This window comes from Pseudomonas sp. Marseille-Q0931 (assembly GCF_940789645.1).
Classification (GTDB): Bacteria; Pseudomonadota; Gammaproteobacteria; order Pseudomonadales; family Pseudomonadaceae; genus Aquipseudomonas.
In genome coordinates this window covers 291,295-313,592 of sequence record NZ_CALNWT010000002.1, presented here as the reverse complement: position 1 = coordinate 313,592, position 22,298 = coordinate 291,295, and the positions used below count along the sequence as shown (strand labels likewise).

General features: G+C 64.2%; 20 protein-coding genes. 6 read left to right on the top strand and 14 right to left on the bottom strand.

The annotated features are described in order from the left end of the window. Positions 1 to 67: 67 nt before the first annotated feature. The 4 genes from P3C50_RS07695 to ald all read left to right on the top strand — a co-directional run bounded on the left by P3C50_RS07695 (position 68) and on the right by ald (position 3,265). Positions 68 to 607: a TetR/AcrR family transcriptional regulator gene (locus P3C50_RS07695; protein WP_275545548.1), complete on the top strand. Its 540-nt coding sequence runs from the start codon at positions 68 to 70 to the stop codon at positions 605 to 607. Between the two features lie 62 nt (positions 608 to 669). After that, on the top strand, positions 670 to 1,371 hold the full coding sequence (locus P3C50_RS07690) for a glutathione S-transferase family protein (protein ID WP_275545547.1): 702 nt from the start codon (positions 670 to 672) through the stop codon (positions 1,369 to 1,371). Continuing rightward, complete coding sequence (locus tag P3C50_RS07685) at positions 1,368 to 2,051, top strand: glutathione S-transferase N-terminal domain-containing protein (RefSeq protein ID WP_275545546.1); 684 nt, start codon at positions 1,368 to 1,370, stop codon at positions 2,049 to 2,051. Before P3C50_RS07690 ends, P3C50_RS07685 begins: the two co-directional genes overlap by 4 nt. Before the next feature lie 92 nt (positions 2,052 to 2,143). Continuing rightward, entirely contained in the window at positions 2,144 to 3,265 is a 1,122-nt protein-coding gene (ald, locus tag P3C50_RS07680) for an alanine dehydrogenase (protein WP_275545545.1), read from the top strand. A 33-nt stretch (positions 3,266 to 3,298) separates the two neighbouring features. Here ald and P3C50_RS07675 read toward each other — a convergent pair whose 3' ends face one another. Both P3C50_RS07675 and P3C50_RS07670 read right to left on the bottom strand, forming a co-directional pair. Next, positions 3,299 to 5,110, bottom strand: a complete 1,812-nt coding sequence (locus P3C50_RS07675) for an SLC13 family permease (RefSeq protein WP_275545544.1) — start codon at positions 5,108 to 5,110, stop codon at positions 3,299 to 3,301. Between the two features lie 111 nt (positions 5,111 to 5,221). Then, entirely contained in the window at positions 5,222 to 6,406 is a 1,185-nt protein-coding gene (locus tag P3C50_RS07670; protein WP_275545543.1) for an NAD(P)/FAD-dependent oxidoreductase, read from the bottom strand. A 203-nt stretch (positions 6,407 to 6,609) separates the two neighbouring features. Between P3C50_RS07670 and P3C50_RS07665 the strand changes: the two genes are divergently transcribed. Beyond that, a complete protein-coding gene (locus P3C50_RS07665) occupies positions 6,610 to 7,341 on the top strand; it encodes a substrate-binding periplasmic protein (RefSeq protein ID WP_275545542.1) in 732 nt (243 codons plus the stop codon). Here P3C50_RS07665 and P3C50_RS07660 read toward each other — a convergent pair whose 3' ends face one another. The 3 genes from P3C50_RS07660 to mdtD all read right to left on the bottom strand — a co-directional run bounded on the left by P3C50_RS07660 (position 7,342) and on the right by mdtD (position 11,528). Next, positions 7,342 to 8,577 carry a diguanylate cyclase domain-containing protein gene (locus P3C50_RS07660; RefSeq protein WP_275545541.1) on the bottom strand — a complete coding sequence of 412 codons (1,236 nt, stop codon included), beginning with the start codon at positions 8,575 to 8,577 and terminating at the stop codon, positions 7,342 to 7,344. Between the two features lie 100 nt (positions 8,578 to 8,677). Then, positions 8,678 to 10,054: an ATP-dependent RNA helicase DbpA gene (dbpA, locus tag P3C50_RS07655; RefSeq protein ID WP_275545540.1), complete on the bottom strand. Its 1,377-nt coding sequence runs from the start codon at positions 10,052 to 10,054 to the stop codon at positions 8,678 to 8,680. A 49-nt stretch (positions 10,055 to 10,103) separates the two neighbouring features. After that, positions 10,104 to 11,528: a multidrug transporter subunit MdtD gene (gene mdtD, locus P3C50_RS07650; RefSeq protein WP_275545539.1), complete on the bottom strand. Its 1,425-nt coding sequence runs from the start codon at positions 11,526 to 11,528 to the stop codon at positions 10,104 to 10,106. A gap of 769 nt (positions 11,529 to 12,297) precedes the next feature. Here mdtD and P3C50_RS07645 point away from each other — a divergent pair. Then, a complete protein-coding gene (locus P3C50_RS07645) occupies positions 12,298 to 12,762 on the top strand; it encodes an REP-associated tyrosine transposase (protein WP_275545538.1) in 465 nt (154 codons plus the stop codon). Positions 12,763 to 12,891: 129 nt separating this feature from the next. Here the strand turns inward: P3C50_RS07645 and betA are convergent, their stop codons facing one another. The 9 genes from betA to P3C50_RS07600 all read right to left on the bottom strand — a co-directional run bounded on the left by betA (position 12,892) and on the right by P3C50_RS07600 (position 22,215). After that, on the bottom strand, positions 12,892 to 14,589 hold the full coding sequence (gene betA, locus P3C50_RS07640) for a choline dehydrogenase (protein ID WP_275545537.1): 1,698 nt from the start codon (positions 14,587 to 14,589) through the stop codon (positions 12,892 to 12,894). Positions 14,590 to 14,742: 153 nt separating this feature from the next. Further along, entirely contained in the window at positions 14,743 to 16,215 is a 1,473-nt protein-coding gene (betB, locus tag P3C50_RS07635; protein WP_275545536.1) for a betaine-aldehyde dehydrogenase, read from the bottom strand. Positions 16,216 to 16,410: 195 nt separating this feature from the next. After that, positions 16,411 to 17,001, bottom strand: a complete 591-nt coding sequence (gene betI / locus P3C50_RS07630) for a transcriptional regulator BetI (RefSeq protein ID WP_275545535.1) — start codon at positions 16,999 to 17,001, stop codon at positions 16,411 to 16,413. A gap of 84 nt (positions 17,002 to 17,085) precedes the next feature. After that, positions 17,086 to 17,442, bottom strand: a complete 357-nt coding sequence (locus P3C50_RS07625; RefSeq protein ID WP_275545534.1) for a hypothetical protein — start codon at positions 17,440 to 17,442, stop codon at positions 17,086 to 17,088. Between the two features lie 10 nt (positions 17,443 to 17,452). Next, complete coding sequence (locus tag P3C50_RS07620; RefSeq protein ID WP_275545533.1) at positions 17,453 to 17,812, bottom strand: hypothetical protein; 360 nt, start codon at positions 17,810 to 17,812, stop codon at positions 17,453 to 17,455. 151 nt (positions 17,813 to 17,963) lie between these two features. Then, complete coding sequence (locus tag P3C50_RS07615; protein ID WP_197858009.1) at positions 17,964 to 18,815, bottom strand: glycine betaine ABC transporter substrate-binding protein; 852 nt, start codon at positions 18,813 to 18,815, stop codon at positions 17,964 to 17,966. Between the two features lie 349 nt (positions 18,816 to 19,164). Further along, a complete protein-coding gene (locus P3C50_RS07610) occupies positions 19,165 to 20,109 on the bottom strand; it encodes a choline ABC transporter substrate-binding protein (RefSeq protein ID WP_275545532.1) in 945 nt (314 codons plus the stop codon). Between the two features lie 29 nt (positions 20,110 to 20,138). Continuing rightward, positions 20,139 to 21,017 (bottom strand): ABC transporter permease, encoded by an 879-nt coding sequence (locus P3C50_RS07605; protein ID WP_197858007.1) that lies wholly within the window; start codon positions 21,015 to 21,017, stop codon positions 20,139 to 20,141. Beyond that, on the bottom strand, positions 21,010 to 22,215 hold the full coding sequence (locus P3C50_RS07600; protein WP_275545531.1) for a quaternary amine ABC transporter ATP-binding protein: 1,206 nt from the start codon (positions 22,213 to 22,215) through the stop codon (positions 21,010 to 21,012). The genes P3C50_RS07605 and P3C50_RS07600 overlap by 8 nt, the downstream gene beginning before the upstream one ends. Positions 22,216 to 22,298 lie beyond the last annotated feature (83 nt).

Sequence of the window (22,298 nt, the reverse complement as noted above, 5' to 3'; positions counted from 1 at the left end):
TGCGCGCATGACGACGACACGTGGACGCCCCAAGAGCTTCTGCCCGGACCGGGCCCTGGAGAACGCCATGCAGCTGTTCTGGCAGCGTGGCTATGAGGCCGCATCGCTGCAGGACCTGCAGGCGGCCACCGGGCTGTCCAAGAGCAGCCTGTATCAGACCTACCCGAGCAAGCAGGCCTGGTTCGTCGCTGCGTTCAGCCGCTACGTAGCGCAGCGCCGCGCTTTGCTGCTGGAGCAGTTACAGGCCAGCGCCTCGCCGCTTGCCTTCATCCGCGAGCGCCTGCTCAGCGTGCTCGAAGATGACGGTCCAGACGGCGTGCCGCGGGGCTGCATGCTGGTCAATGTGGCCAACGAGTTTTCTCTTTCGGAACCGGCGCTGGTACCGGTGCTGCAGCAGGCCACGGCGGGTGTCTGCCGGGTGTTCGAAGAGGCGCTGTCGCGCGCCGTGGCCTGCGGAGAACTGCGCAACGGTCAGGACCTCGTCGCCCGAGCCGGCTACCTGCAGTGCGTGATGAGCGGGCTGCGCACTCAAGTGAAATCCGCGGTGCCGGCGGACTCGATTCGCGCCACCGTGGCCGTGGTGATGGCCAGCCTGGATTGCCAGTGAGCAATCCTGCGTTGGTTTTTCTTCGCTTTATTTTGGACCGAATGGTCTTTAAAGGAGGTGATATGCGGGAGTTGTTCGAACTGTGCGGCGCTGATCGCGAGCTGCTGTTCTCGCCCTACTGCTGGCGCGTGCGTCTGGCACTGGCGCACAAGGGGTTGGACTGGCAGAGCCGGCCGATACGTTTCACCGACAAGGAACTGATCGCCTTTTCCGGGCAGAAGCTGGTGCCGGTGCTCACCGACGACGGCGAAACGCTGCACGACAGCCTGGCGATCTTCGCCTACCTGGACCAGCGCTACCCGCAATGCCCGCTGCTCGGTGACGGGCTGGCGGCCGAGCGCGCCCGCCTGGTCGAGCGCCTGAGCTTTCACATGGTGCGTGTGCCGCTGTTGAAAATACTGATCCCGCGCGTCTTGCAGGTGATCGACCCGGCCGACCGCGAGTACTTCCGCAGCAGCCGTGAGAAGGTGCTGGGTATGAGCCTGGAAGCCTTCGCCGATCCGGAAGGTGGCGAGCGCCTGTTCCGCGAGGGCGTGGCGCCGCTGGAGATGTGGCTGCGCGAACAACCCTTCCTCGAAGGCCAGGCACCTGGCGGCTGCGACTACCTGCTGGCCGGCATGCTGCTCTGGGCCTGGTGTCTGGGTGCGCAGCCCTGGGCCGACGATTCGGCCTTGGGCGCCTGGTTCGCGCGTATCGTGCAGGCTTACGAATCCACCCACGGCCCGGTCAAACGGGCCGAGATTCGGATGGAGGCGGGCAGATGATCGACCTCTATTACTGGACCACGCCGAACGGCCACAAGGTCAGCATCTTCCTCGAAGAGGCCGGGCTGGAGTACCGCATCGTCCCGGTGCATATCGGCAAGGGCGAGCAGTTCTCCCCTGCGTTTCTCAAGATCGCACCGAACAACCGGATTCCCGCTATCGTCGATCATGCGCCGGCCGATGGCGGCGAGGCCATCGCCCTGTTCGAATCCGGGGCGATACTCGAGTATCTGGCCGACAAGAGCGGGCAGTTTCTGCCGCGAGAGACGCGAGCACGCTTCAGCGTGCTGCAGTGGCTGTATTGGCAGATGGGCGGCCTCGGCCCGATGGCCGGGCAGAACCATCACTTCCTGCGCTACGCGCCGGAGCCAATCCCCTATGCCATCGACCGCTACGTGAAGGAAACCGCGCGTCTCTACGGCGTGCTGGATCGCCAGTTGGCCGGGCGCGAGTACGTGGCGGGCGACTATTCCATCGCCGACATGGCCATCTATCCCTGGGCCCGGGGCTGGCAGATGCAGCAGCAGAAGCTGGAGGATTTTCCCAACATGGCCGCCTGGCTCGAACGCATCGAGGCGCGGCCGGCCGTGCAGCGCGCCTACGCGCTGGTGGAGAAGGTCAATGCCGACCCGCAGGCGCTGCTCAGCGCCGAAGCGCGGCGGCTATTGTTCGGGCAGTGACGGACGGACAGCTTTTCTCACGGATTTCCCGGTAAGGCGCGTGGCCCTTTCCTAGACTTCAGGGTGTTGATCCTGAACGCTGGGAGAGAGTCATGCGAATCGGCGTACCCAAGGAAATCAAGAATCACGAGTACCGTGTCGGCCTCACGCCGCAGTCCGTGGCCGAACTGACCGCGCTGGGGCACGAGGTATGGATCGAGACCCAGGCCGGCGCCGCCATCGGTTTTGCCGACGAGGACTATCGCGAGGCCGGGGCGCAGATCGCCCAGAGTGCTGGCGAGGTGTTCCAGCAGGCGCAGCTGATAGTCAAGGTCAAGGAGCCGCTGGCGGTGGAGCGGGCCAAGCTGCGCGAGCAGCACACGCTGTTCACCTACCTGCACCTGGCGCCGGACCGGTCGCAGACCGAGGAGCTGATAGCTGGCGGTGCCACCTGCATCGCCTACGAGACGGTGACCGATGCGCAGGGCCGCCTGCCGTTGCTGGCGCCGATGTCGGAGGTGGCCGGGCGTATGTCGATTCAGGCCGGTGCCGGCTGCCTGGAAAAGGCCCGCGGCGGCCGCGGCGTGCTGCTCGGCGGCGTGCCTGGGGTGGCGCCGGGCAAGGTGGTGATTCTCGGCGGCGGGGTGGTCGGCAGCCATGCCCTGGCCATGGCCGTTGGCCTGGGCGCCGATGTCACCGTGCTGGACAAGAGCGTCGATGCCTTGCGCCGGCTCGATGCGCAGTACGGAAACCGCATCACCACGCTGTACTCCACGCGTGCGGCGGTACGCGAGCAGGTGCTGGCGGCCGATCTGGTCGTCGGCGGTGTGCTGATTCCCGGGGCGGCTGCGCCCAAGCTCATCACTGCCGACATGGTGCGGCAGATGAAGACCGGCGCGGTGCTGGTGGATGTCGCCATCGACCAGGGCGGCTGCGCCGAAACCTCGCGTGCTACCACTCATGCCGAACCTACCTACGTGGTCGACGACGTGGTGCATTACTGCGTGGCCAACATGCCCGGTGCGGTGGCCCGTACCTCGACCCTGGCGCTGAACAACGCCACGCTGCCATTCGTCGTCGCGCTGGCGCAGAAGGGCACGCGCCGAGCGCTGGAAGAGGATCCGCATCTGCTGGCCGGCCTCAACGTCGCGCGTGGCGTCATCACCTGTGCCAGCGTTGCCGAGGCCCACGGGCTGCGTTTCCAGGCGCCGGACGGCTTGCTCGAGCAACTCTAGGCAGTGAATGGTTGTGGCCTCTTTTCCCCACCTTTACAGCGGCCACACCCAAAGCAGCAGGGGCACGCTGATCAGTACCACGAGTATTTCCAGCGGCAGGCCCAGGCGCCAGTAGTCGCCGAAGCGAAAGCCGCCGGGGCTGAGGATCAGCGTGTTGTTCTGGTGGCCGATGGGTGTGAGGAACGAGCAGGAGGCGCCGATGGCCACTGCCATCAGCAACGCGTCCGGGCTGACGCCCAGCTGGCTGGCGGCGCTCAGGGCGATGGGGCACATCACCGCGGCGGTCGCCGCGTTGTTCATGAAGTCCGACAGGGTCATTGTGACGATCAGCAGCAGGGTCAGGGTGATGATGGCGTTGCCCTGCGCCAGGTGTTCCATCAGCACCCTTGCCAGCAGGTCAGCAGCACCGGTCGATGACATCGCTCCGGCCACCGGGATCAGGGCGCCGAGCAGTACGATCACCGGCCAGTCGATGGACTCGTAGACGGCGCGCAGCGGCACCAGACGCAGCAGCATGTAAGCCAGCACGCCGCTGGCGAAGGCGATCGCTGCCGAGAGCAGGCCGAAGGCGGCCGCAGCGATGGCCAGCAGCATGATGCCGAGCGCGAGATTGGCCTGGCTAGGGTCGGGAATGTTGATCGCCCGCGCGGCCAGCGGCACGCAGTCATAATCGTTGGCGAACTCGCCGATATCCTCGGCGCTGCCCTGCATCAGCAACACGTCGCCGCCCTGGAACTGGGTCGAACGCAGGCGCTTGATGGAGCGATGGCTCTGCCGGGAGATGGCCAGCAGGTTGATCGAGTAGCGGCTGCGCAGGCGCGTGCTGCTGGCGGAGCGGCCGATCAGCGAGGAGTCGGGTTTGACCAGCAGCTCGAGCATGGCGCGCTCCTCGCTGTTGCTGACCTTCTTCTCCGTTTCGCCATCCTTGTCTTCCTTCTGTTCGGCTTCCTCGGCCTCGCGCTCGGCCTCCAGCAGCAGGTCGAGCTGGCCGAGCACCTCGCCCAGCTCCTTTGGGTCGGCCTCGATCACCAGCACGTCGTCGGCCTGCAGCACGCGCCGCGGGTTTGGCGCGGTCAGGCGCAGCTTGTTGCGCACCATGGCCACCACCTGGGCGTCGGCTTCGTCGAGCAGTTGCTCGATCTCGCGCAGGGTCTTGCCCTGCGCCTTGCCGCCTTCCTTGACCCGCGCCTCGGTCAGGTAGTGGCCGGTGTCGAAGCTGGCGGCGTTGCCCACCTCGCGTTTCGGCACCAGTCGCCAGCCGAGCAGGGCGATGAACAGTACGCCGGCCAGGGCCACGGCCACGCCGACCGGGCTGAAGTCGAACATGGCGAAGGGGCCACCGCCATGCTGGGCGCGGAAGCTGGAAACGATCAGGTTCGGCGGTGTGCCAATCAGGGTGGTCATGCCGCCGAGAATGGTGCCGAAGGCCAGCGGCATCAGTACGCGCCCCGGTGGCAACTCCAGGCGGGCGGCAATCTGCAAGGCGATGGGCATCAGCAGGGCGAGGGCGCCGACGTTGTTCATGAATGCCGAGAGCAGCGCGCCAAGGCCGGTCAGCGCGGCGATGGACAGCAGCACGCCGGCGCCGCTGGGCAGCAAGCGTTGCGCCAGCCGGCTGACCGCGCCGGTGCGTTGCAGGCCGTGGCTGAGCACCAGCACGCAGGCCACGGTGATCACCGCCGGGTGGCCGAAGCCGGTGAAGGCTTCGCGTTCGGGCACCAGACCGACGATCACGCAGGCCAGCAGGGCGCCGAGCGCCACCACGTCATGGCGCCAGCGGCCCCAGATGAACAGGCCCATGCTGGCCAGGAGGATGATGAAAATCTGACCTTGTTCGAGGTTCATGCGTGGGACTGTCCCTGTGGTACCCAACTTCGCGTCTGCTGTTCATAGCAGAGTCTGCGCCGCGCTGGCAGTTCCCGTCGCGCCAGCGGATGGAGCGCAATATTTCGCGCCTCAGACGTATTGCGCGGCGGCGTACCCCGAAGCCCAGGCCCACTGGAAATTGAAGCCGCCGAGGTGGCCGGTGACGTCCAGCACTTCGCCAATGAAATACAGCCCCGGCACCTTGAGCGACTCCAGGGTTTTCGACGACACCTCGTCGGTGTTCACCCCGCCCAGGGTCACCTCGGCGGTGCGATAGCCCTCGGTGCCGGCCGGCACCAGCTGCCAATCGGACAGGCGCTCGGCAATCGCCTTGAGTTCGCTCGGCGTGTACTGCTTCAGTGGTTTGTTGGTGAACCAGCTGTCCACCAGCAGCGTCGCCATCTTCTTGGTGAACAGCTCGGCCAGCAGGGTTTTCAGCTCGCTGTTGCCGCGCTCACGCTGCTGGGTGGCCAGCCACTCGGGCAGGTCGATATGCGGCAGCAGGTCGATATGCACGGTGTCGCCCGGCTGCCAGTAGGATGAAATCTGCAGGATCGCCGGTCCGGACAGGCCACGGTGGGTGAACAGTATGTTCTCGACGAAGCTCTGGCCGTTGCAGCTCACCCGGCAGTCTTCCACCGAGGTGCCGGACAGCTCCGTGCACAGCGCCTTCAGCTGTGGGTCGGTGATGGTGAAGGGCACCAGGCCTGCACGGGTCGGCAGCAGTTCGTGACCGAACTGGCTGGCCACCTGATAACCGAAGCCGGTAGCGCCGAGTGTGGGAATCGACAGCCCGCCGGTGGCGATGACCAGAGACTGGCAGGTTATCTGGCCAAGGTCGCTGTGCAGCAGAAAACCGCCGTCGCGCTTCTCGATGCGCTGTACCGCCGTGTCCAGGCGTATCTGCGCGCCAGCCTCGGCGCATTCGGCCAGCAGCAACTCGAGGATGTCGCTGGACTTGTTATCGCAGAACAGTTGGCCGAGCTTCTTCTCGTGGTAGGGCACGCCATGCTTGGCCACCAACCCGATAAAGTCCCATTGGGTGAAGCGCGCCAGGGCGGACTTGCAGAAGTGCGGGTTGCCGGAGAGGAAGTTGCCCGGCTCGCAGTACATATTGGTGAAATTGCAGCGACCGCCACCGGACATGAGGATTTTCTTGCCGGCCTTGTTGGCGTGGTCGAGCACCAGCACCCGGCGGCCACGGGCGGCGGCCGTGGCAGCACACATGAGGCCGGCGGCGCCTGCGCCGATGATCAGTACGTCGGTTTGCAACACGAGAGGCCCTCGGGTGGATCGCAGGCAGGGACGGGCTGCGCGAAAACCGGCGAAGTTTACCCGAAGCGACCCTCGTCCGCCGGTCTGCCTGCACTCTTTACGTGAACCATCAACGCCTGGTTGGTTGTCTCAAACTGGAAACAGTGACGGGTAAGGCTGAGCCTGCTATCACTACACCGAATAATTCCAATGGGTCGTCGCCAATGCCCGCTGTACGCGTCTGGCTTTTTCTCCTGCTGCTGTCCTCGGCGCTGGCTTCAGCCGAGTCGTTACGTCTGGTGGCCGACCCATGGCCGCCCTTCACCGATCAGCGGCTACCGGGCAAAGGCCTGGCCAGCGACCTGGTTGAGCAGGCGTTCAAGCGCGCCGGCTACCGTACCAGCTACGTGGAAGTGCCCTGGGAGCGTGCGGTGCGGGGACTCAAGCGGGGCGACTACGATGTGCTGATCAACGCCTGGTACAGTCCCGAGCGCGCCGAATACGGGTACTACTCCAAACCTTATCTGTTCAATCGCATCCGCTTGCTGCAGCGCAAGGGCGGCAACATCCATTTCGAACGCCTGGCCGATCTTTACCCGCACAGCATTGCGGTGGTCAGGGGGTATGCCTATTTCAGGGAGTTCGACAACGACCCGCATTTGCGCAAGGTCGGTGTCGGCAGCTTCGAGATCGCTGCGCGTATGCTGCATGCCGGGCGGGTGCCCCTGGCGCTGGAGGACGAACTGGTGGCGCGCTACCACCTGGGTCGAGAGCTGAGTTCGATGCGCGACGAGCTGGAATTCCTGCCGCTGCCGCTGAGTGAAAACGGGCTTTATGTCCTGATCAGCCGCAGCCGTAGCGACTACGGCGAGATCGCCAGCCGCTTCGACCAGGCGATCCAGGCCATGAAGGACGATGGCAGCTACGCCACCACGCTGCAGCGGCACAGTCCCTGATCAGGCCACGACCGTACGCGCGCGGCCCTGCTGCTTGGCCCGATACAGGCGGATATCGGCTTCATGCAGCAGGCTTTCCAGGTCTTCCGGTTCGCCCTGATAGAGCCCGGCGCTGAACGACAGCGGCGGGGCGCCTACCGTGTAGTGCAGCCCGGCGCACTGGCGACGCAATCTCTCCAATGCCTGCGCGACGTGCTCTGCGCCATGCAGGGTGAGCAGGGCGAATTCCTCGCCGCCCAGGCGGCCGAGCAGCATGTCGGGGAAGGCATTGCTCATTGCCCTGGCGAACACCACCAGGGCGCTGTCGCCGCTGGCATGGCCGAAGCCATCGTTGATCTGCTTGAAGTGATCGAGGTCGAGCATCGCCACGCTGACTTCGCGACTTTCCCGTTGCGCCTGCTGCAGCATCTGCAGGCCCTGTTCGTAGAAGGCGCGGCGGTTGTTCAGGCCGGTCAGGGCGTCGAACTGCGCCGCCTTCTTCAGCGCGCGCAACAGGTCACGACGCTCCAGGGTGGACATCACCCGGCAGTTCAACTCTTCCGGGCAGAACGGCTTGCGCAGGAAATCGTCGGCACCGTGCTTGATGAACTGGGCGCTGAGCGAGCCTTTGGGGTCGGCGGAAACGCCGATGATGATCAGGTCATTGAGGCGCAGCTTTTGTCTTAGCAGCTTGACCAGCTCGAAGCCGCTGACGCCGGGCATAGCATGGTCGAGCACCAGCAGGTCGAGGTCGGGGTGTTCGTTCAGCTGGCGCAGGGTTTCCTTGCCATCGCTGGCTTCGATGAGCTGATAGTGATGCGGTTCGAGAATATGGCGGATGTAATGACGCTGCGCCGCGGAGTCGTCAGCGATGAGAATCTTGATGTGGCTGTTCTGATCGAGCCGGTGCAGCAGGCGAAAGGCGTACTCGTAGGAGTGCTGGCTTTCCTTGAGCACGTAGTCGACCACGCCTTTCATCAGCAGATCATCGCGCCGCTGCTCGTTGTAGCTGCCACTGAGCACGATGCACGGCAGTTGATAGCGCATCACCAGATCGACGCTTTCGCCGTCCGGTGCGTCCGGCAGGTGCAGGTCGACGATGGCAGCGAAGAACAGCGAAGCGGAGGTCTCCAGCATCACCTCGGCCTCAGCCAGCGAGGCGCAGAAAATTGGCTCCAGATCGGTTTCCTGGCGGAACAGATGCTCGAGGATCTTCAGGACCAGCGGGCTGTCTTCGATGACCAGAATATTGCGCATGGGTAACTCCGGCCCAGGCCGTTTGATCCTTTATATCAGCCCCGGAAGTCGTGCGCGATCTTGCGAGGCAGAGCGAGTGCGCTCGATCACGAGCAACTTCTTATAACAGACGTACGCGCAGCGTTCTGCCCTTGATCTTGCCTTCGCTCAGGCGTTTCAGAGCCTGGCGCGCCACGTCACGCTGCACGGCAACCAGGGCTTGGTAATCGAACAGGGCGATCTTGCCGACCTGATCGCCGGGGATGCCGGCATCGCCGGTCAGGGCTCCGAGAATGTCGCCGGGGCGCAGTTTCTCCTTGCGTCCGGCACCGATGCACAGCGTATGCATCGGTGGCAGCAACGGTTCGCCAGCAGACTTGGCGGCAGGCAGCGGATACCAGGCCAGTTCCTTGTCCTGCAGGGTTTCGATGGCCTGGGCTCGACCGGCTTCGGCTGGTGCTACCAGGCTGAGCGCCAGGCCTTTGTCACCGGCGCGTCCGCTGCGGCCGATGCGGTGAATATGAACTTCGGCATCGCGCGACAGCTCGACGTTGATCACCATCTCCAGCCCGGCGATATCCAGGCCACGGGCAGCGACGTCGGTGGCCACCAGTACGCTCAGGCTGCGGTTGGCGAATAGGGCGAGGATCTGGTCGCGCTCGCGTTGCTCCAGGTCGCCGTGCAGGGCCGCGGCGGAAATCTTCTCGGCCTCCAGTTGTGCCGCCAGCTCGTCGCACTGCTGGCGGGTGGCGCAGAAGGCCACCACCGGCTGCTTGCGAAAATGCCGCAGCAGGGTGCTGACCGCCTGCATGCGCTGGTCGGAGGCTATTTCGTAGAAGCGTTGCTCGATCTGATCATCGTCGTGCAGCGCCTCGACTTCGACCCGCTCGGGCGTGCGCAGGAAGCGCGCGGCGAGTTGCTCGATGCCGGCTGGGTAGGTGGCGGAGAACAGCAGGGTCTGCCTGCGCGCCGGGGTCTGCTCGATGATCTCGCTGATGCTGTCGACGAAGCCCATGTCGAGCATGCGGTCGGCCTCGTCGAGCACCAGGGTGTTGAGGCCGTCGACCTTCAGCGTGCCCTTGCGCAGGTGCTCCTGCACCCGGCCCGGTGTGCCGACGATGACGTGGGCACCATGCTCCAGCGAGCCGATCTGCGGGCCGAAGGGCACACCGCCACATAGGGTCAGTACCTTGATGTTGTCGGCGGCGCGCGCCAGGCGGCGGATTTCCTTGGCCACCTGGTCGGCCAGCTCACGTGTCGGGCAAAGCACCAGCGCCTGGCAACCGAAGTAGCGCGGGTTGAGCGGGTGCAGCAGGCCGATGCCAAAGGCGGCGGTCTTGCCGCTGCCGGTCTTGGCCTGGGCGATCAGATCCCGGCCCTGGAGAATCAGCGGCAGGCTGGCGGCCTGAATCGGCGTCATCTCGGCATAGCCGATGGCGGCGAGGTTGGCCTGCATGGCGGCGGAAAGGGGCAGGCTGGCGAAGGCGTTGGCGGTCACGGCAGGAGCTCGGGCATGGAGAAACAGGCCGGCAGTGTAGCAGGCCCGCTCATTCGTCCGCTGAAACCTCGATGCTGCGCCCGCCTCGACCCTCTTTCGCGTCCAGTTGCAGAAAGATCGCAGCGGCCAGCATCGACAGCAGGCCGACGCACAGGTAGGTGGCCTGGAACGCCTGCAGCACGTGCTCGCTGCCGCCCAGCTCACGGCTGAAACCACTGAGCAGCGCCGCCGCCGAGGCGACGCCAAGGCCCATCGCCAGTTGCACCACTACCGACAGCAGGCTGTTGCCGCTGCTGGCGTCACGGTTGTCCAGGTCGATCAGGGTCACGGTGTTCATTGCGGTGAACTGCAGTGAGTTGCAGGCACCGATCAGGCTCAGCTGGATGATCAACTGCAGCGTCGAGGTGTCGCCGTCGACTAGCGCCAGGCTGGCGATCAGTGCACCGAGCAGCAGGGTGTTGCTGGTGAGGATGTTGCGGTAGCCGAGGCGTTCGATCAGCGGCCTGGCCAGCGGTTTGGCCGCCATCGCTGCCAGCGCCAGCGGGATCAGGCTCATGCCGGCCTGGGCGGGTGAATAGCCCATCGCCAGTTGCAGCAGCAGCGGTGTGAGAAAGGGCAGCGCGCCGCTGCCGAGGCGGGCGAACAGGTTGCCGATGATGCCCACGGCGAAGCTGCGGGTATGGAACAGCCTGGGCGCGAACAAGGGGTGTTCGATGCGCCCGGCGCGCAGCCAGTAGGCGGCCAGGCAGGCCATGCCGCCGAGCAACAGCAATACCACGCGCATGGTCGGCAGGTGCAGCTCGCCCAGACCTTCCAGGGCCACGGTGATCAGCAGCATGGCGGCGCCGAACAGCAAAAAACCGGCGGTATCGAAGCGGCTGCGTTCCGGCCCGCGCAGGTCGGGCATATGCCGCAGCGCCGCCCAGCAGCCGAGCAGCCCCACCGGCAGGTTGATCAGGAAGATCCAGTGCCAGCTCGCCACTTCCGCCAGCCAGCCGCCAAGGGTGGGGCCGATCAGCGGGCCGAGCAGGCCGGGCAGGGTGATGAAACTCATAATCCGCACCAGCTCCGAGCGCGGATAGGCGCGCAGTACCACCAGCCGTCCGACCGGCATCATCAGCGCGCCGCCCAGGCCTTGGATGACTCGTGCGCCGATCAGCATGCTCAGCGATTCCGATATCGCACAGAGCAGCGAGCCGAGGCTGAACAGGGCGATGGCACCGAAGAAGATGCGCCGGGTACCGAAGCGGTCGGCGATCCAGCCCGAGGTGGGGATCAGCAGGGCGACGGTGAGCATGTAGGCGATCACCACCGACTGCATGCGCAGCGGGTCTTCGTTGAGATCGGCGGCCATGGCCGGTAGCGCGGTGTTGAGGATGGTGCCGTCCAGCGTCTGCATGAAGAAGGCGATGGCGACTATCCATGGCAGCAGGCGGGCGGTGCGAGGGTCGAGTTGGCTGAGCATGGGTTGCATGAGGCGTCCGGCAGTGAAGGGCGGCAGGGGCCGCTCCGCCATTATCGCGGGAAGTGCTCCCGTTCGACGGCGCTGGCACGAATAAATTCGATCCGACATGCATGCGCAGTCCGGCTGGGACCCAGTATGGTCGGGCATCGATCGGTAGGAGCGGATTTATCCGCGATAGGGTGTGGCTCCGATGCTGCGAGGATCGCGAATAAATTCGCTCCTACAGGCGGGAGCGGCGGCTGGCACTGCGTAGGGTTGGACCATGATCGGTAGGAGCGGATTTATCCGCGATAGGGTGTGGCACCGATGCTACGAGGATCGCGAATGAATTCGCTCCTACAGGCGAGATTGGAGGCTGGCACTGCTTAGGGTTGGATCACGATCGGTAGGAGCGGATTTATCCGCGATAGGGTGTGGCTCCGATGCTGCGAGGATCGCGAATGAATTCGCTCCTACAGGCGAGATCGGAGGTTGGCACTGCGTAGGGTTGGACGGTGATCGGTAGGAGCGGATTTATCCGCGATAGGGTGTGGTACCGATGCTGCGAGGATCGCGAATGAATTCGCTCCTACAGGCGAGATCGGAGGCTGGCACTGCGTAGGGTTGGACCACGATCGGTAGGAGCGGATTTATCCGCGATAGGGTGTGGCTCCGATGCTGTGAGGATCGCGAATGAATTCGCTCCTACAGGGTGGGGCTTGCGGGGGCGACCGTTCTGGTCGCCATGTCGGCGGGGCTGGTCTAGGGTGTTACGAACGAAGGATCAGGAGGCAAAGGAATGCCGGACGATATCTACCCTCATGCGCGCAGCTTGCGCGTCGGCCGCTTTTCCGAGGCCGGGCGCAGCTACATGATTACCACCGTGACGGCCGGGCGCCGCCCGCTCTTCCTGGATTTCGTCACGTCCCGCCTGTTGATTCAGCAGATGCGCCATTGCGAGGCGGAGGGGCTGGCCCGCTCGTTGGCCTGGGTGGTCATGCCGGATCATCTGCACTGGTTGGTGACTCTGGATCACGGCGGATTGGCCCGCCTGGTCAAGCACCTGAAGGCGCGCAGTGCTCAGGCGATCAACCGCGAGCATGCCGTGCAGGGTCGGGTATGGCAGCCGGGCTATCACGACCGGGCGGTTCGCCAGGAAGACGACGTGCGCGCCCTGGCACGCTACATGGTGGCCAATCCGCTCAGGGCCGGATTGGCGCAACACGTGGCGGACTATCCGCATTGGGATGCGATTTGGTTGTAGGGCACGGATCGCGAATAAATTCCTTCCTATCGCCCTGCCCCAGGGACACGAAATACTAGCGGCATGAGCCCTGCGTGTAGGAGCGAATTTATTCGCGATAGGGGCCGCAGGCCCCTCCGATGTTGGATGTCAGGCCGCCGAGGCCGCCCGCTGCGGTTGCCCGCGCACGGGTCGCTCGCCGGCGACGAAGTAGGGCGCGGTGCTGCGCGGCAGCGCCTGGCGCCCGCGAATCCGATCGGCGATCTTTTCGGCCATCATGATGGTGGTGGCGTTGAGGTTGCCGGTGATGATCTCCGGCATGATCGAGGCATCCACCACACGCAGTCCCTGCAAACCGTGCACGCGACCCTGGCCGTCGACCACCGCCATGTCGTCCTCGCCCATCTTGCACGAGCAGGACGGGTGGAAGGCGGTTTCCGCATGTTCGCGAATGAAGGCATCGAGCTCTGCGTCGGTCTGCACGTGGGCGCCGGGGCTGATCTCACGGCCGCGGTACGGATCGAGTGCCGGCTGGCTCATGATCTCGCGGGTGATGCGGATGGCGTCGCGGAATTCCTGCCAGTCCTGATCAGCGCTCATGTAGTTGAACAGGATGCTAGGGTGCTGGCGCGGGTCCTTCGACTTGAGCTGGATACGCCCGCGGCTGGGCGAGCGCATGGAGCCGACGTGGGCCTGGAAGCCGTGCTCGTTCACCGCGTTGCTGCCGTTGTAGTTGATCGCCACCGGCAGGAAGTGAAACTGGATGTTGGGCCAGGCGAACTCCGGGCGGGTGCGGATGAAACCACCAGCCTCGAACTGGTTGCTGGCGCCGATGCCGTGGCCGGTGAATAGCCACTGCGCGCCGATGCCCGGCTGGTTGAGCAGCTTGAGCGCAGGGTACAGCGACACCGGCTGGGTGCAGGCGTACTGCAGATACATCTCCAGGTGATCCTGCAGGTTCTCGCCGACGCCCGGCAGTTCGTGCACGACATCAATGTCCAGGCTGCGCAGCAGCTCGCCCGGGCCGACGCCGGAACGCTGCAGGATCTGCGGCGAGGCGATGGCGCCGGCACACAGCAGTACTTCGTGACGGGCACGGGCCACGGTGGCGTCATTGGCGTTGCCGATCAGGTAGCTGACGCCGCTGGCGCGCTTGCCGTCGAACAGAATGCGGTCGGTGGTGGCATGGGTGACGATGGTCAGGTTGGGCCGTCCCCGCGCCTGATCCAGATAGCCACGGGCGGTGCTGGCGCGACGACCTTCGGGGGTCACGGTGCGATCCATCGGGCCAAAGCCTTCCTGCTGGTAGCCGTTGAGGTCGTCGGTACGCGGATAACCGGCCTGCACCCCGGCCTCGACCATGGCGTGGAACAGCGGGTTGTTGCCGACCTTGGGCGTGGTCACGCTGACCGGGCCGTCGCCGCCGTGGTAGTCGTTGGGGCCGATGTCGCGGGTTTCCGCCTTGCGGAAGTAGGGCAGGCAGTCGTGGTAGGTCCAGTCTTCCAGGCCCTTGGCCTTGGCCCAGTTGTCGAAGTCCAGCGCGTTGCCGCGGATGTAGCACATGCCATTGATCAGCGACGAGCCGCCCAGGCCCTTGCCGCGTCCGCACTCCATGCGGCGGTTGTTCATGTGCGGCTCGGGGTCGGTCTCGTAGGCCCAGTTGTAGCGCCGGCCCTGCAGGGGGAAGGCCAGGGCGGCGGGCATTTGGGTGCGGAAATCGAGGCGGTAGTCGGGGCCGCCGGCTTCGAGCAGCAGCACGCTGACGTCTGCATCCTCGGTCAGGCGGGTGGCCAGAACATTACCGGCCGAGCCGGCGCCGATGATGATGTAGTCGAATTCCTGAGTCATGGCTCCTCCTGCTGCCCGGTTGCGATCCGGGAAAACACGGTGACTATTCCCGGATTGCATCCGGGCTACGCGGCGGCGTTTTTTTGTAGGAGCGGATTTATCCGCGAGAGGCATCGCGGATGAATCCACCCCTACATGGTGTGGCGTTGACGATCAGAACACCGAGGCGTAGTCGCCCATTTCCAGCTGCACCGACTTGATGCGGGTGTAGTGGCCGAGGGTGACCAGACCGTTCTCGCGCCCGACGCCGGACTGCTTGTAGCCGCCCACTGGCATCTCGGCTGGCGATTCGCCCCAGGTGTTGATCCAGCAGATACCGGCTTCCAGCTTGTGGATCACCCGGTGCGCACGGTTGAGGTCGCGGGTCACCACGCCGGCGGCGAGGCCGTAATCGGTGTCGTTGGCGCGGCGGATCACTTCATCTTCGTCGTCGTAGATAAGGATGCTCATCACCGGGCCGAAGATTTCCTCGCGCACGATGGTCATGTCGTCTCGGCAATCGGTGAACACGGTCGGCGCAACGTAGGCGCCATTGGCGTACTCGCCGTCGGTCACGCGCGCACCGCCGATCAGCAGGCGTGCGCCTTCGCTGCGGCCTTTGTCGATATAGCCGAGCACGCTTTCCATGTGCGCGTAGCTGACCAGCGGGCCGAAGTTGGTGGCGTCATCCAGCGGATCGCCAAGGCGGATGCGCTTGACCCGATCAAGCACCTTGGCCTCGAAGCGTGCCTGCAGCATGCGCGGCACGAACACGCGAGTGCCGTTGGTGCAGACCTGGCCGGAGCTGTAGAAGTTGGCCATCACCGCGATGTCGGCGGCGCGATCCAGATCGGCGTCCTCGAACACGATCAAGGGCGACTTGCCGCCCAGCTCCATGGTCACTTCCTTGAGGCTGGAACTGGAGGCGCTGGCCATCACCTTCTTGCCGGTGACGGTGCCGCCGGTGAAGGAGATTTTCTCGATGCCCGGATGCTCGGTCAGCCACTGGCCGACTTCGCGGCCGCTGCCGGTAAGCACGTTGAACACGCCGGCGGGCAGGCCGGCCTCGGTGTAAATCTCGGCCAGCTTCAGCGCGGTCAGCGAGGTGACCTCGCTGGGCTTGAAGATCATCGCGTTGCCGGCAGCCAGGGCCGGGGCGGATTTCCACAGGGCGATCTGGATCGGGTAGTTCCACGCGCCGATGCCGGCGACCACGCCCAGTGGCTCGCGACGGGTGTAGACGAAAGAGGTCTCGCGCAGCGGGATCTGCTCGCCTTCGATGGCCGGGATCAGGCCCGCGTAGTACTCCAGCACGTCGGCACCGGTAACGATATCGACGTAGCGGGTTTCGGAAAGCGGCTTGCCGGTGTCGAGGGTTTCCAGCTCGGCCAGCTCGTCGTTGCGCTCACGGAGAATATCCACCGCCTTGCGCAGAATGCGCGAGCGCTGCATGGCCGTCATCGCCGCCCATACCTTCTGCCCTTCGGCGGCGCTGGCCACGGCACGATCCACGTCCGCCTGGCTGGCGCGCTGCACCTTGGCCAGCACCTCACCGGTAGCCGGGTTGATGCTGTCGAAGGTTTCTCCACTGCTGGCGGCGACGTACTGGCCGCCGATGTAGAGCTGCTGTTCGGCGAAACGGGGCATGGGCTGTCCTCTGAACTCGGTCAATCTGCTTAGAGGACAGCCTATTTTATTTAAATTGAACGATCAATCAATAAAAACGACAAGGCGCAGCCAAACGCGACATACCAAGTGAGCAACCCACGCAGCCGTAGGGTGGGCTTTAGCCCACCAGGGTCAGGAAGGATCGAGCTTCTGAGGTCTCGCCGCCGGCAAACCCTAACGGGCCTTGGCCAGCTGCAGGTCGAGGTAGTCGTAGGCGATGCGGCGCGCCTGGTCGGTGTCGAAGGCTTCGCCGGAGAGCGCACCGCGCAGCCACAGGCCATCGATCAACGAAGCCAGGCCGCGAGCGGCAAGGCGCGCCTGGTCTTGCTCCAGGGCGCGATGGAACTGGCCGCAGAGGTTGGAATACAGGCGGTGGTCATTGACCCGCTGCAAGCGCTGCAGGGCCGGCTGGTGCATGCTGCTGGCCCAGAACGCCAGCCAGGTTTTCATCGCCGGGCCGCTGACCTGACTGTCATCGAAGTTGCCATCGATCATCGCCTTCAGGTGCGCGCGCGGGCTGTCGTCGTCCAGCGCCTGGCGCCTCTGGGCGACGGCATCACGCAACGCCTGCATCAGGTGGCGCATGGTGGCTTCGAGCAGACCGTTCTTGTCCTTGAAGTAGTGGCTGATGATGCCGTTGGAAACACCGGCCAGGCGGGCGATATAGGCGATGCTGGCGTCGGCCATGCCGACCTGGTCTACGGCTTCCAGGGTGGCGGCGATCAGTTGCGAACGGCGAATGGGCTGCATGCCGACCTTGGGCATGGGGTTCTCCATGAGGGGCAAGGAGCCGAAGTCTAGGCAGTTTTTGACTGAGCGATCAATCAATGCGTGCTGCGGTGTCTGCAGTCAGCGGCCTGTAAGCAGAAGATGTGGCAGAAACAGGGCGGTGCTTAGGCCCAGGCCCTGCAACAGGTGGCTGAAGAAGAGCCTGGTAACACTACGTGCGTCCCCGACGTACAGCACGCCAGTCAGCGTACGCTCGTTGCAACGAATGGAATACAGGGCGACCGTCAGGCAAATGGACATGCCAAACGCGCCGGCACCAATTCCCCAAAGGCCCCAGGAAGCTGGCGCAAGCCAGGCAGGAAGATAGGGCAGAAGCAGCAGCTTATAGCCCTCCGGCCGGTTGGTAACGGCCTGTATCCAGCGCTCCAGTTCGTTACGAGCCGGCCGCCTGTGAAGGTGTCGGAGCTTCTTGCTCATACCGCGTCGATCAAGGCTGTTGAGACTCCTCGGCGGCTTCCGAGGGCAGGGCGGTGCATTCGATCAGCGCGGCGACGTACAACAGTCCGACCGCCATAACGGTATACAGATCGAAACCGAACAGAAACTGGGTGATCAGTGCCGTAAGCAGCAGGACGGCGATAGCCAGCTTCGAGGTACCGGGCTTGCCGGCCGCTAGCAGAGCCGCCCCGAAGATGGCTGCGATCATCAGCCCGGCGCAGATGGCCAGATAACGGTAGGTCTTTGCGTCCCAGATCAGGAAAATGTTGATCGAGCTGGTGTAGACGAACAGGAACGTCAGCAGGGTAAGACAGCCAATAGTGGCGAAGACGACGGCGGTACTTTTCATTGCGTTCTCGGTCTGTTCGTTTTCGGGGGGCGAGAGTCTAGAGGGCATGCCGTCGATGTCCCAGTCGAGATGTCCGAAAACTTGAACTCGGACTCGGCAGAAACGACAAAGCGGGCCGAAGCCCGCTTTGTGCTGGTGCAGGACCAGCGTCTTACTTCAGCCAGCTGTCGACGCGATCCGGGTTCTTGGCGATCCAGTCCTTGGCGGCCTCATCCGGCTTGGCGCCTTCACGAATGGCCAGCATCACCGAACCGACTTCTTCGCCGCTCCAGGAAATCTTGCTGAGGAAGGCGGCAGCGTCGCCGGCCTTGCCCTTGAGCTGCGGGTTGGCCACGGTGTCGACGCGCTCGTCGTCGCCGAAGACCTTCTTCGGATCTTCGAGGAAGCGCAGTTTCCATTTGGCGAACATCCAGTGCGGAATCCAGCCGGTGACCACGATCGGCTTCTGCGCCTTCTCGGCACGGGTCAGGGCGGTGGCCATGGCCGGGCCGGAGCTTGGCATCAACTTGATGCTGGCCAGGTTGTATTCCTTGATGGCGTCCTCGGTGCGGCGCATCACGCCGGCACCGGCGTCGATACCGGTGATCTTGCCGTCGAAGTCCTTGGCGTATTTCTCCAGGTCTTCGATGGTCTTGGCCTGAACGTAGTCCGGCACGATCAGGCCGATCTTGGCGCCGGAATAATTGGTGCCGAGGATCTCGACCTTGTCCTTGAGCTTCTCGTAGTACTCGCCGTGGGTGGCTGGCAGCCAGGCGGAAAGGGTGGCGTCGAGGTCGCCGCGGGCGACGCCCTGCCACATGATGGCGGGTTCGACCGGTTTCAGCTCGACCGTGTAGCCGAGGCGGCTTTGCAGGATTTCACCTGCGACATGGGTAACGGCAACGCTGTCGTCCCAGCCGTTGACGTAGCCGATCTTCAGGGTGGGTTTGTCGGCGGCCAGGGCGCTGCCCATGCCGATGGCCAGGGCGGCGGCGCCGAGGCAGAGGTGTTTGAGTACGCGCATGTTATTAGTGCTCCGTCAGTTGAGAGCAAGGCTACAAACTTCTGCGCTCGGCCATGCCGCGTTGGAAATCAGCCTCAAAATGCTCATGTACGGCTCGTACATTGCGCCTTCTCGGCCCATTTCGCCTTGCCTGGCCATCGCTCGCTAGGTTTGTAACCTCCTCTAGAGTGGCAGTTGCAAAGTGTTGACTGGCTCGTTCTCATTGCGGGCCTTGCGAACCGTGTTGCGTTGCAGATTGCCGGTTCGCGGGCAAAGCCTCGCCGTCACGGCCAAATTGGCCGCTATCGTTCAGCGAGGAGGTTTCCAGGCCCGAACCGCGAGGTTCGAGCCCGAATCGAGTCGGGTGCGGTTACAGCCCGACGTGTTTCTTCACGGCAGCGACGCCGTCCTGGCCGTCGAAGGTGGTCACGCCGCTTAGCCACTGGTCGAGGATCGCCGGGTTGGCCTTGATCCACTCCTTGGCGACGTTCTGCGGGTTTTCCTTCTCGAGTACCTTTTCCATCAGCTGGCTTTCGATATCGACGGTGAACTGCAGGTTGTTCAGCAGTTTGCCGACGTTCTCGCAGCGCGCCTCGTAATCCGGCGGTACCACGGTGTAGACCTTGGCTGCGCCATAGTCGGGGCCGAACACGTCGTCACCACCGGACAGGTAGGTGATGTCGTGCTGAGTGTTCATCGGGTGCGGCGCCCAGCCGAGGAAGACCACCGGCTCCTTCTTCTTGATGGCGCGCGACACCTGTACCAGCATGCCGGCTTCGCTGGACTCGACCATACGGAAGTCGCCTAGGTCGAACTGGTTGTTCTTGATCATGCCGTCGATCAGCAGGTTGCCGTCGTTACCCGGTTCGATGCCGTAGATCTTGCCGCCCAGCTGATCCTTGAACTTGGCGATGTCCTGGAAACTCTTCAGGCCGGCTTCGGCCGCGTAGGTCGGTACGGCCAGGGTGTACTTGGCGCCTTCGAGGTTGGCCTTGGGCAACACCTTGACACCGTCGCCCTTGAGGAACGGCTCGATCACCGAATCCATCGAGGGCGCCCAGTAGCCTAGGAATACATCGACCTGCCCGCTCTTCACGCCAGTGAATGCGATCGGTACCGACGCCATGACCTTGCGCGGCTGGTAGCCCAGGCCTTCGACCAGGGTCATGGCCACGCCGGTGGTGGCGGCGATGTCGGCCCAGCCGATCTCGGCGAAACGCACCTGTTTGCAGCTCGCCGGCTCCGCGGCCATGGCGCCCTGCATCAATGCGCAGGACAGCAGGCCAATGGCGGCGGTGGTCTTGAACGATTTCATCTGCGGTTCCCTGTGAAGTGAAAAAGTAGTTACTGGCGCTGCAGTTTGCCGCTGAACCAGGCGAACACGCCGCGCTTGGCAGTCTGTTTGGTGCCGAAGCTTTCGGTGATGCGATCGAGGATGATCGCCAGCAACACCACGGCCATGCCGCTTTCGAAGCCTAGACCGATATCCAGGCGCTGGATACTCGCCAGCACGTCGTTACCCAGGCCGCCTGCACCGACCATCGAGGCGATGATCACCATCGACAGGGCCATCATGATGGTCTGGTTGACCCCGGCCATGATCGACGGCATGGCGTTGGGCAGTTGCACCTTGAACAGCAGCTGGCGGCTGGTGCAGCCGAACGACTGACCGGCCTCGACGATTTCCTTGTTCACCTGGCGAATACCCAGGCTGGTCAGGCGCACTGCCGGTGGCATGGCGAAGATCACCGTGGCGATGATGCCGGGCACGCGACCCAGGCCGAAGAGCATCGCCGCCGGGATCAGGTAGACGAACGCCGGCATAGTCTGCATGAAGTCGAGAATCGGCCGGATGATGGTCGCCACGCGCTCGCTGCGTGCGGCCCAGATACCCAGCGGGATGCCCAGCAGCAGGCTGATCAATGTCGAGGAGAAGGTCAGACCGAGGGTGACCACGGTCTGCTCCCAGAAGCCGGTCAGGACGATGAGGATGAACGCCACCGCCGTGAAGATCGCGAAGCGTACGCCGATGCGCCAGAGGCCGAGGCCGACGAAGATGGCGATGAGCAGCCAGGCCGGCGGCAGCATCAGCAGGTTCTCGATGCCCTCGGAGAAACCGCTGACCAGTTGGCCGATGCTGTCGAACACACCGCTGTAGTTGTCCAGCAGGTGCTGGACCACGTCGTTGACCCAGCTGCCCAGGTCGAGTTTCTTGTCACTCATTGGATTCCCCCTGCAGGCGGGTCAGCAGACGCCCCTTGCTGATGGCGCCGCAATAATGACCTTCGGCATCCACCACCGGGATCGGCCCTTCGTTGTCCACCAGACGGGTGATGACGTCTTCCAGTGGCATGTTTTCAGGAACCGGAACCACCTGCTTGAGCGCATCGGAATTCAGCGGCCGAGGCTCGTCGCCGTCGACCATCAGGGCGATCTTCTCGAGGCTGATCGAGCCCTGGAAGTTGTTCTGCTCGTCGACGATGAAGGCGTAGTGTTTGTCCAGCGCCTGCAGCTCTTTGCAGATCTTCGCCGCGTCCGGCGCCTTGCCGTTGTGCACGTAGGTCGGCACGCTGTCGGCCTTGAGCTGGCCGGCGGTGAGATAGCGGCTGGTGTCGACGGTGTCGAAGAAGTTGCGCACGTAGTCGTTGGCCGGCTTCTCTATCAGTTCCTGCGGGGTGCCGACCTGGACCAGCTTGCCGCCTTCCATGATGCCGATGCGGGTACCGATGCGCATGGCCTCTTCGATGTCGTGGGAGACGAAGATGATGGTGCGGCGGTGGGTTTTCTGCAGCTCCAGCAGCACGTCCTGCATCTCGCGGCGCTTGAGCGGGTCGAGGGCGGAGAAGGCCTCGTCCATGATGATCATCGACGGGTTCACCGCCAGGGCACGGGCCAGGCCGACGCGTTGCTGCATGCCGCCGGAGAGCTCGTGCGGATACTTGCTGGCGAAGGGGGCGAGGCCGACCTGTTCGAGCACTTCCATCGCACGCTGCTCGCGCTCCTTGCGCCCGACGCCAGCGACTTCCAGGCCGAAGGCGGCATTGTCCAGCACGCTGCGCGAGGGCATCAGGGCGAAGGACTGGAAGACCATGCTCATGTCGCGACGGCGTAGTTCGATCAGCTGCGATTGCGGCAGCTTGGCCACGTTCTGGCCGTCGATGTAGACATCACCGGCGCTGGGCTCGACCAGGCGGTTGATCAGACGAATCAGGGTGGATTTGCCGGAGCCGGAAAGGCCCATGAGGACGAAGATCTCGCCCTCCTCGACGCTGAACGACACGTCGCTGACTCCGATTACCGCGCCTTTCTCGGCGAGGATCCTTTCCTTGCTCCAGCCTTCCTTGAGTAAGCCAATGGCTTCTTGTGGGTTTGAGCCGAAAACCTTGTACAGGTGTTCGACCACGATCTTTCCAGACTGCATGGGACATTTCCCCTTCAATCGGCATCCAGTGGGCGCTGGCACGGCTGGGTACGCATCATCGAAGCGTAGAACCGCGGTGACAG